The 6558-nt window shown below is 58.5% G+C and carries 4 protein-coding genes; all 4 read left to right on the top strand.

Features of this window, described 5'->3' with window-relative positions:
• Positions 1 to 761: 761 nt before the first annotated feature.
• The 4 genes from Q0672_RS18000 to Q0672_RS17985 all read left to right on the top strand — a co-directional run bounded on the left by Q0672_RS18000 (position 762) and on the right by Q0672_RS17985 (position 6511).
• Positions 762 to 2255: an MraY family glycosyltransferase gene (locus tag Q0672_RS18000; RefSeq protein WP_298624468.1), complete on the top strand. Its 1494-nt coding sequence runs from the start codon at positions 762 to 764 to the stop codon at positions 2253 to 2255.
• Positions 2256 to 2268: 13 nt separating this feature from the next.
• On the top strand, positions 2269 to 2706 hold the full coding sequence (locus Q0672_RS17995) for a low molecular weight protein-tyrosine-phosphatase (protein ID WP_298624467.1): 438 nt from the start codon (positions 2269 to 2271) through the stop codon (positions 2704 to 2706).
• 142 nt (positions 2707 to 2848) lie between these two features.
• A complete protein-coding gene (locus Q0672_RS17990; RefSeq protein ID WP_298624465.1) occupies positions 2849 to 4030 on the top strand; it encodes a polysaccharide export protein in 1182 nt (393 codons plus the stop codon).
• 243 nt (positions 4031 to 4273) lie between these two features.
• The gene (locus Q0672_RS17985; RefSeq protein ID WP_298624463.1) at positions 4274 to 6511 is read left to right on the top strand and encodes a polysaccharide biosynthesis tyrosine autokinase; all 2238 of its coding nucleotides are present in this window, start codon (positions 4274 to 4276) and stop codon (positions 6509 to 6511) included.
• Positions 6512 to 6558 lie beyond the last annotated feature (47 nt).

The raw sequence follows: 6558 nt of genomic DNA, 5'->3' as shown, positions 1-6558 counted from the left end.
GAATACCGGCCTGTCACGCCGGGGGTCGCGGGTTCGAGTCCCGTCCACTCCGCCAGTCATTTCAAAAGCCTCGCAGATCCTGCGAGTTTTTTTTGCGTTGGTTTCCTGAGTTTAGTGGCCTGTGGTTGTCGGCTTCTCCCTCCCCCTGTTTCCGTTGTGTGCCGCTGCGCCCGTTCCTTTGCTGGTGGTGTTGGCGTGTGCCTGTTCAGGCTGGGCTGGGGTGTCTGGGCGGCAAGTGTGCCTGGCAATCTCATTGTTTGTGAGGCATGCCAAATCATTTTTGCGGAGGTCGGGTGGTGCTGACTTTTGGTCTTCGCGGTGCTGTGCTCGGCTGATCGCGGCTGTGTTGCCTTCAGCGTGCGGCGCGGCTGCAGTGCCGCTTCGGCGTGGCGATGTGTCGGAAAATTTTACACACATTGTAAAATAGTGAAAAATGCATATTTTAATCCACTGATTTGTCTGGGTTTTGATTTTGGCCTGATTATTGCTTAGGCATTGCGGTGCGACATGATTTTGCAATTGTGTGAAGAGTCGTCAAACATGGGTCGCGTTTGGCATTGTTTTAACGTTGTTGTGTGAAATTACCTGTCCGTCGACGGCGGGCTTTGTAAAATACTGAAATATGTTGGTCGGGTTGCATCTGTATGCTCCCTGTTGTTCAAGTCGGTGCTGTGGCGGTGGCGTACGACGTTCCGTGGTGTGTGATCAAGTTTGCGTGGGCGTAAGCACCCGGCAATAAAAGGCAGATTCGAATGTTATCGATGTCGTTGTTCCTGCTGGGTCTGATTGTTTCCGCTGTGGCGGTTTACTACAGCATCCAGGCCTCCCATCGCTTTGGGGTTGTCGATCAGCCCGGTGGTCACAAGGCGCACGACACCGTGACGCCTTTTGTGGGTGGGGTGGGTATCCTCGCGGCCATGCTCACGGGCGGCTACGTTATAAGCCAGTATTTCCCGTCCTTCGGAGATCGGATCTACGTGTTGCTTGGCGGCGTGCTCGTTCTGTTCATCACGGGTTTCGCCGACGACATCCTGCAGCTCAACTACAAGATCCGCTTCGGCATTCAGGCTGCCGTGGGTCTGGCCATGGTGTTTCTGGGGGGGGTCGAGATTTCCGATCTCGGGCAGCTGCTCTCGGGTGATCTCCTCTCCCTGGGTTATCTCGCTGTCCCGATCACCCTGCTGGCCACCATCGGCGCCATCAACGCCCTCAACATGATCGATGGCATCGACGGGCTTTCCGGTTCCCTGTCCATCGTCAGTCTTCTGCTGATTGCTCTTGCCGTTTATATCTCGGGCGATCCGGCCTACTTTTCGTTGATCGTGATCATCGCCGGCGGGGTGGCGGGCTTTCTGTGCTTCAACCTGCGTTATCTGGGCTGGCGTCGCGCACGATGCTTCATGGGTGACAACGGCAGCATGCAGCTTGGCTTCCTGTTTGCCTGGCTCCTTTCCGATCTATCCCAGTCCAACGAGAGCGTTCGTGCCATCACCCCCATCACCACGCTGTGGCTGTTTGCGGTGCCGCTGATCGACACCCTGTGCGTCATGCTGCGTCGCATGTGGATGGGCCGCTCCCCCTTCCATGCCGACCGCAACCATCTGCATCACCTCTTCCTGCGGGCCGGCTTCCGGGTGCAGGATGCCGTGCTGGTGCTGGCGCTGGTGCAGTTCTGCTTTGGGGCCATTGGCCTGCTGGGCATGTACGCTGGCGTAGACGAGCTGGTGATGCTGGTGGCCTTCGTGGTGGTGTTTGCGGTGTGCTTTTTCATCGTGCTGCGCCCGTGGCGGCTGGTGCCCCTGCTGCGACGCATCCACCGGTTGCTTGGTATGACGTCCGTTCATGCGGTGGGTGTGCACGTGGCCGGCTTGCCGGAGCACAAGCTGGGTTCGTTTGCCGACATGCTCAACCGCTGCATCGGCCCCCATGTGGATTTCCGTTTCCGCGCCTACCACACCGAGGGTAACGCCGGCCCCGCCTGCTATGGCGTGATCCAGCTTCTTGGTGACGACCAGGATCTCACTCAGGCTCACATCAGCCGCATCATTGCCGTGCTGCGCCGAGAAATCGGGCGCGAACCCGGCGTGAAGGTCCGCCAGTTTGTAGACCGGAAGGAAACCCACGACCGCCGCGTCGGCGCAAAGTATCGGCACAGCGAACGCCGGGCGGGTGACCGCCGTTCTGCCGGCAACGCTGCGCTGATCTATCGTCTTGACAGCGCCGCCGGCGAGCCCAGCGTTGTCGCGCACGGGTGAGGGGTAGATAGTCTTGTACGACCGCATCCTAGTTGTATGCACCGGCAACATCTGCCGTAGCCCCGTAGCCGAATATCTGCTCCGCGATGCCCTTTTGCGTTCCGGCCGCAAGCCCGAAGTGGCTTCGGCCGGCGTTGGTGCGCTGGTGGGCCATCCCGCCCACGAAACCGCAACCGCCATGATGGCCGCCAGGGGTATTAATCTTGCGCCGCACCGGGCCCGGCAGGCCGATGTGGCCCTGTGCCGCTGGGCCGAACTCGTGCTGGTGATGGAAAGCCACCATCGTGAGGCGCTCACCGACATCGATCCCGCTGTTCGCGGCAAGACCTTTCTGCTGGGGCACTGGGGCAAGTTTGAAATCCCCGACCCCTACAAGCGGTCCCAGACCGTATGGGATGAGGCTGTAGGCCTCATCGACCGCGGCGTGGCCGATTGGGCCCGGCGACTGTAAAGCCAATCTCAACTATCGTGTCCGATGTGTGTCTTGTGCCCTATGACATTAACAGGGCTCAACTATCATTTGGGGTACTGTTCAAACACAATAAGTCAGGGCATCCATGAACACTCTTCCTGATGGAGCGCGTGCTCCCTCCATGCCTGCCACGCCTCGCCTTGCCAGCCGCCTGCTGCTGGCCATCGTGTGCGCGAGTCTTGGCGCATGTGCCGTTGTTCCCGGTGACAAGGCTTACGGCCTGCGCGACCAGCAATCTTCCGTAAAGCTGCCGGTGCGCAAGGCCGAGGCCGCCGAGCCGGTGCCGGCCAACGTTAACATCAAGCCGATCACGGCCGAGCTGATCATCGAGCAGATGAAGCTCGCCGCCGCCGAGCGCCCCACTGCGACCAACGCCAACCTGGGCGGGCGTGGCGGCAAGGCTGCCGGCCCCAATGCCTCGGTGCCCGATTACAAGGTGGGCCCCGGCGACGTGCTGACCATCATCGTCTGGGATCACCCCGAGCTCACCACCCCCGCTGGTCAGTACCGCGCAGCAGACCAGGCCGGCACCGTGGTGAATGAAGACGGCACCATCTACTACCCCTACGTGGGCACGCTGCAGGTGGCTGGCAAGACATCCCGCCAGATCCGCGAAATGCTGATCGTCCGCCTTGCCAAGTTCATCGAGCGCGTGCAGATGGATGTGCGCGTTGCCGCCTTCCGCAGCCAGCGCATCTACGTGGTGGGCGAGGTGGCCAAGCCCGGCCAGCTTTCCATCTCTGATGTGCCGATGACAGTGCTCGAAGCCGTCAACCAGGCCGGCGGTTTTGGCCCCGAGGCCGACCACAGCCGCGTGCTGCTCACCCGCAAGGGCACCACCTACCGGGTGGATATCCAGGCCATGTACGAGAACGGCGCCACCGAGCAGAACGCCCTGCTGGAACACGGCGACATCGTCAACGTGCAGGACCGCAGCTTCAACAAGATCTTTGTGCTGGGTGAGGTGCAGAAGCCTGGCTCGCTGGTCATGACCAAGAAGCGCTCCACCCTGGCCGAGGCCTTGGCCGACAGTGGCTACATCGCCCAAGAGAAGGCCAACCCCAAGTGGATCTACGTGATGCGTGGCGAAAGCGAAACGCCGGAGCTCTTCCACCTGGATGGCAGTTCGCCCGACGCCATGCTGTTGGCCGACCGTTTCCCGCTTCGCCCGCGTGACATCATTTACGTCGATGCTGCGGACGTAGTGCGCTGGAATAGGGTGGTCTCAAATATTCTACCGACCTCTACAGCGCTGTATCAGACCAGCGCAACGCGCTATCCGCTCTTTGGCGGTCGCCAGTAAATGCGTGAGCGCTACCCCCCGTACTCACAGCCGCCGGTTTATCTTCTGCAAAAAAGAGGGGGGGCGGGGGCCTCGAGCCGAACAATTACTACTCTTCTGCCAGAGGTACCGTTCATAGCATGTACATTAGGCGCGACTATAGTTGCAAAACTCTCGCTCAATCGTGGTAAATCTACTATTTAGGCTCCCTATGTGATTGAAGCTGAGCCTTAAACACCACTCTATAACCCAAACAACCCACCCATGGAATTCGACAAGCTCAAACCCGCCGCCCTCGCAGGCCAACAAGTCCCCGATAACGACGAAGCCGGTGACGGTTTGGCGGTGGGTGAAATCATTGCGGTGATCATGGAGCACCGCTGGTTCATCGCCGCAGTCACCTCTGCCTTCCTTGTGCTGGGTGGCGCCTACAACATTATCGCCGAACCCATCTACAAGGCTGACGGCCTGATCCAGGTCGAAGAAAAGAGCTCTGGCGGCATGTCCGCGGTGATGAAAGATCTTGGCCCACTGTTGGGCGACAGCACCACGGTTTCGGCCGAGCAGGAAATCCTCACCTCCCGAATGGTGCTGGGCCGGGTAATCAACTTGCTAAAGCTCGATATTGAAGTTGCCCCCAAGGCCTTCCCGATCTTCGGTCAGGCAATCGCCCGCCGCTACAAGGGCGACGAACTGGCCAGCCCCTGGCTCGGGATGAGGAGCTATGCCTGGGGCGGCGAAGACGCCCGCGTCGACGCTCTGGTGGTGCCCCGCGATGCCCTAGACAAGCCCCTGATGTTGGTCGCAGGGGAGGGCGGTAGCTTTAGTCTCGCCGATGAGCGCGGCAATGAAGTCCTCCGCGGCAAGGTCGGCGAGCGCGCTAGTGCCAATAAATACGAAGTCTTCGTCGCTAAGCTGCAGGCTAATCCTGGCACCCGCTTCGTGCTCGTCAAGAAATCCCAAGAGTCGGCGATCAATCAGCTTAGAGGAGCATTTGTCGTTAAGGAGCGCGGCAAGAAGTCCGGCATACTAGAAATCAGCCTCACCGGTCCTGATATCGACAAGATCGTCCTAGTGCTGGACGACATCATGAATACTTATGTACGGCAGAATGTCGACCAGCGCTCTGCTGAAGCCGAAAAGACTCTCAGATTCCTCGAAACTCAGCTACCAGCCCTCAAAAAAGAGATGGATGCCGCTGAGGCTGCTTACAATGCCTACCGTCAGGCCCGCGGCTCACTTGATCTGAACCTCGAAACCCAGAGTGTGCTGCAATCCCTCGTCGAAGTGGATAACCAGATCGTCGCGCTGCGTCAGGAACGGGACGAGCTACGCCAGAGCTTCACCGCCGAGCATCCCCGATTACAGGCGGTGGACCAGCGCCTGCTACGCCTAAAGGAACGCCGTGCCCAGTTTGACGCAAGTGTAAGCAAGCTGCCCGACACTCAGCAAAAGTTACTGCAACTGGCCCGCGACGTTGAAGTTTCCACGACCCTCTACACCAACCTCGTCAATACAGCACAGCAACTTAAGGTCTCCAAGGCCGGTACCGTTGGCGACGTGCGCATTGTCGATGTGGCCGCGGCGATTCGTGAGCCGATTGGTCTAAAAAAGTCCGCGATCCTCGTGATGGCCTTGCTATTAGGCCTCTTTACGAGTATGGCCCTTGTGCTGATTAAACGCAGCTTGCGCGTGATGATCGATGACCCTGAGATCATCGAAACCAAGCTTGGCCTGCCGGTTTACGCCAGCATCCCCCACAGCGATAACGAAGTCCGTCTCGTCAATCGGAATAGGGGAACTAAGGCTGGCGAACTTCTCGCCGTGACTGAGCCCCAAGATGATGCTGTCGAAAGCCTACGTAGCCTTCGCACGACGATTCATTTTGCGCTGATGGATACAACGCACAATTCAATCCTGATCACTGGCTCGGCCCCAGGCCTCGGCAAGAGCTTCATCACAAAGAACCTCGCTGTCGTTCTGGCCCAGAGCGGTAAGCGCATCCTGATCGTTGATGCGGATTTGCGTAAAGGTCATGTTAACAAGGAATTCGGTCTGTCGCGGGAACTGGGCGTCTCGGAATACGTTTCCGGTACAGCCAGCCTGGAACAAATCGTCAAGCCGACGTGCGTGTCTAACCTTTCGGTCGTCACTACCGGTCAGATTCCACCGAATCCTTCTGAACTGCTGATGCATCTGCGCTTTGAGGATCTGCTCAAAAAACTCGGTGAGCAATTCGACACACTCATCGTGGATGCGCCGCCGATTCTGGCAGTGTCGGATGCTGCAATCATTGGTCGGTTGACGGGCGCCACGTTGATGGTGGCCCGTTCAGGGCGCCATCCGATAGCAGAGCTAGAACAAGCCGTAAAGCGGCTTAATCATTCGGGAGTCCAGGTGAAGGGTTTTGTGTTTAATGACCTTAATGCCGATAGACAGCGTTATCGCTATGGCTATAAAGGTTACGTGTACAGATACTCCTACATTAATCGAACGGCTTAGTTTGGCGCGCCTGCTAATGAGCTTTGTTGTGTTTGTGAATGTTCTTG

The sequence above is a fragment of the uncultured Zoogloea sp. genome, from assembly GCF_937894855.1.
In the GTDB taxonomy this organism is placed as follows: domain Bacteria; phylum Pseudomonadota; class Gammaproteobacteria; order Burkholderiales; family Rhodocyclaceae; genus Zoogloea; species Zoogloea oryzae.
Note: the sequence above shows the minus strand (reverse complement) of the source record. Positions and strands in the feature narration are given on the sequence as shown.

What these genes read in the sequence shown, in the direction of transcription:
- Q0672_RS17990 (WP_298624465.1), top strand. Translation starts at nt 2,849, where the DNA reads ATGCCTGCCACGCCTCGCCTTGCCAGCCGCCTGCTGCTGGCCATCGTG.
- Q0672_RS17985 (WP_298624463.1), top strand. Translation starts at nt 4,274, where the DNA reads ATGGAATTCGACAAGCTCAAACCCGCCGCCCTCGCAGGCCAACAAGTC.
- Q0672_RS18000 (WP_298624468.1), top strand. Translation starts at nt 762, where the DNA reads ATGTCGTTGTTCCTGCTGGGTCTGATTGTTTCCGCTGTGGCGGTTTAC.